Source organism: Microcystis sp. LE19-41.2A (assembly GCF_027530405.1).
Taxonomy (GTDB): Bacteria; Cyanobacteriota; Cyanobacteriia; order Cyanobacteriales; family Microcystaceae; genus Microcystis; species Microcystis aeruginosa.
This window is the reverse complement of the sequence record NZ_JAPZQJ010000472.1, coordinates 1-3,324: the sequence shown is the minus strand read 5'-3', so window position 1 is coordinate 3,324 and position 3,324 is coordinate 1. Positions and strand designations below refer to the sequence as shown.

The window sequence follows — 3,324 nt, the reverse complement described above, 5'->3', positions numbered from 1 at the left end:
GCGCAGTTTATAGAATTTAGCTGGAATTTATGAATCATTTTCTGCATTCTTTCACTGTTTTTCCTGATTCTGCCCGAAAATCTCGCTCTTACTCCCTGGGTAAACTGCGACGACCCTTAATCTTCCTGTTTACCGTCGGTTGTCTGACTAGCGTGGTCGGTTATCGTTTCTATAATCAGCCGAAATTGGCCGTCGGGACTATTTCCCCGGTTACGATTATCGCCCCCGAAGATGCCCGTTTTCAAGACCAAGAAACCACCGCCCTCAAACGCCAAAAAATTCGGGCTGGACTGCTTCCCCGGCTGAAAAGAGACCCCCAAACCACCGACCAGATCGAGCGATCGCTGCAGGACACTTTAGGGCAATTAAGTCAAATTCGCCCAATTTTGCGAAGAAATTCCATTTTAATGGGCAGGACTATTTCCAACGCCACAATGGAAACGCTGCTCACCTTTTCTGCCCCTCAATGGTCAACTCTACAAAGCCGCCTCAACTATGAAGAATCTTTTACGAAACTCTTGACAAAAGAGCAGGAATATGCTATAGACGAAATCCAAGCCTATCGTCAGCGCGTGGCCAAGGGGAACTTTGAGCAATTTATCGATCGATTGGGGCAATTACGGCAAATAAAGGAGCAAACCAGCCAAAATTATCGGCATTCCAGCTTAAATAAACTCAAATACGCCGATCTGATCACAGTGGCCCAAATGGGCGATCGAGAGTGGCAAAACCTAGAAAAAGCCATCCTGCAAGCGGGGCGCCGGATTTTGATACAAGGCATTCCCCCGGGGATTTCCACCAGTCACCTACAGGATACCATCGCCGTGCAGATTAGCAGCGATCGCCTAACCAGTCGTCAGCAGCTTTTAGCCGAAAATATCCTTCTGGCGGCCCTAGAGGGAGAAGCGAACCTGATAGAAGATCGGGAGGCAACCAAAGAACAAGCCACTAAAGCGGTGGAAGCGGTAGATATGGTCATGTCTAGCGCTCAAACCGGTCAAATTATCGTTAAAGCAGGCGAAAAAATTACTCAAGCTCAGTTTGTTCTCATCGATGGCTTTGGTTTGAGCGAACGGGGCATTAACTGGATGGGTTTAGGGTCAACGGCAATCCTTGTCACCAGCGCGATCGGGACTTTTTGCCTCGTTGCCCAACGTCTCCATCGGCCTCTGCGTCACCGGGATTTTATTCTCTTGGGTTTACTAAGTTTTACCACACCGATCCTAGCGATCGCCAATATTCCCTTTACCAATCTGGCCGCCGTGGGTTTATTAGTCAGCAGTTTCTACGGCCCGACTCTGGCCGTCACCCAAGTCCTCTTAACTGCCGGTCTTTCCCTATTCAGCATCCAAGGTATCAGCGCCGATTTAATCGCGGGGACGATAGGGGGACTATTAGCGGCTATGATAGCGGCAAAATTGCGCTCCCGGGATGAATTATCGCTCCTAGGGATGGGAATCGGAGTCAGCCAAGGGGGTGTTTATCTGCTCACTTACCTAATCGTTAGCGCCACGGCCAGCACGATCATCTATACTCTACTACCCACGGCGCTCGTCTATGGTCTATCGGGAATAGCTTGGACGGTAATCGCCCTAGGATTATCCCCCTATTTGGAACGCTGTTTCGATGTGGTCACTCCCATTCGTCTGGTGGAGTTGTCCAATCCTAATTGTAGTTTGCTCAAACGTTTGGCCACGGAAGCACCGGGTACTTTTCAACATACCCTTTTTGTCGCCTGTTTAGCTGAAGCGGCCGCCCGAAAACTGCACTGTAATGTGGAATTAATTCGCACGGGGACCCTCTATCACGATATCGGGAAAATGCACGATCCTCTCGGTTTTATTGAAAATCAAATGGGTGGCCCGAATAAACACGATGAAATTAACGATCCCTACGTCAGCGCCGAGATTATTAAAAAGCACGTTAGTGAAGGGTTAGTCATGGCCCGCAGACACGGTTTACCGCGAGTGATCCGCGATTTTATTCCCGAACACCAAGGCAATCTCTTAATTTCCTATTTTTATCAGCAAGCTTTGCAAAAATCCGCCCAAAATGGTCAAGAATTCGTCGATGAGGCGGCCTTTCGCTACGATGGTCCGATTCCCCAATCGCGAGAAACGGCGATCGTTATGTTAGCCGATAGTAGTGAGGCCGCTTTGCGATCGCTGAAGGAGGCCTCCCCAGAACAAGCTATGGATATGATTAAAAAGATTTTTCAGGCCCGATGGCGCGATCAACAATTAGTAGATAGTGGTATTCGTCAGGAGGAATTACCAATTATTGCCGAGGTTTTTGTGCAAGTTTGGCAACAATTCCACCATCAACGCATTGCCTACCCGAAAGCAGTTTTAGAAGTCTCCTCAGCCAAAAAAATATGAAAAAAGATACTTGGCTAAATCAGTTACAATTTCTCTACGAACAAGATGAACATCTCTGGTTGACTGAAACAATTAAACTTCTCAAGGCAAATCGTCTAGCTGAGTTGGATATTCAACATTTAATCGAGGAGTTGGAGGCTTTGAGCAAACGGGATAAAAATCGAGTTGAGAGTTTTTTAAGACAGATAATTATTCATCTTTTGCTGTGGCAATATTGGTCAAAAGAATTTGAATTAAATCATCGGCATTGGCAAGGAGAAATAGCTACTTTTAGAGTTCAGCTAAATGGATACTTAAGCACAAATTTAGAAAAATATCTCCTAGATAACCAAGAAAAAATCTATCAAGATGCCGTTTTTATTGTTGGTCAAAAAACTGAAATATCTCCTCACAATTTTCCTCTAAATTGTCCCTATTCCCTTGAACAAATGCTTGATAGGCATTGGTTGCCAGAGCGAAATTAGTTAAATCCCACAGCTAAAAATCAAGGATAATTACCAAAATGCTCCTAATTACTCTCAACGAAAATACTTTATCTTTATCTCCAGGCAGTCAAGTTATTTTTCCCCATCAGACTTGGGAAGATTACGAAAGATTACTGAGTTTACGTCTCCAGAAAACCTATCCTAAACTCTATTTTAATCGCAAAACTCAAGAAATTCGGCTTATGTCTCCTTTACCAAGTCATGGCAATCGTGTTGATACATTAAGGGATTTAGTAAAAATTATCCTCCGTCGCCAAGGCAAAGACTGGCAATGTTTTGATCCGATTACCTTGAAAATGCCGGGGGAAGCAGGAGTAGAACCAGATACTTGTTTTTATATTGATAATAGACAGGCAATTTTAGGCAAAGAAAGAATTGATTTAACTGTTGATCCTCCTCCCGATTTAGCTATAGAAGTGGATTTTACTTCTCTGACTGATGTAGAGGCCTATCAATTGCTA

The 3,324-nt window shown here is 44.9% G+C and carries 3 protein-coding genes; all 3 read left to right on the top strand.

Annotated elements, in window-relative coordinates:
• The first annotated feature begins 29 nt into the window (after positions 1-29).
• Positions 30-2,378, top strand: a complete 2,349-nt coding sequence (locus O9290_RS20140; RefSeq protein WP_288055872.1) for an HD family phosphohydrolase — start codon at positions 30-32, stop codon at positions 2,376-2,378.
• Complete coding sequence (locus O9290_RS20135) at positions 2,375-2,842, top strand: DUF29 domain-containing protein (RefSeq protein ID WP_012267606.1); 468 nt, start codon at positions 2,375-2,377, stop codon at positions 2,840-2,842. The genes O9290_RS20140 and O9290_RS20135 overlap by 4 nt, the downstream gene beginning before the upstream one ends.
• A gap of 38 nt (positions 2,843-2,880) precedes the next feature.
• Positions 2,881-3,324: Uma2 family endonuclease (locus O9290_RS20130; RefSeq protein ID WP_288087459.1), on the top strand; the 444-nt coding region annotated here is incomplete at its 3' end.

Bases quoted from the DNA above. Each gene is read 5' to 3' on its own strand.
- O9290_RS20140 (WP_288055872.1), top strand. From the start codon at position 30: ATGAATCATTTTCTGCATTCTTTCACTGTTTTTCCTGATTCTGCCCGA.
- O9290_RS20135 (WP_012267606.1), top strand. From the start codon at position 2,375: ATGAAAAAAGATACTTGGCTAAATCAGTTACAATTTCTCTACGAACAA.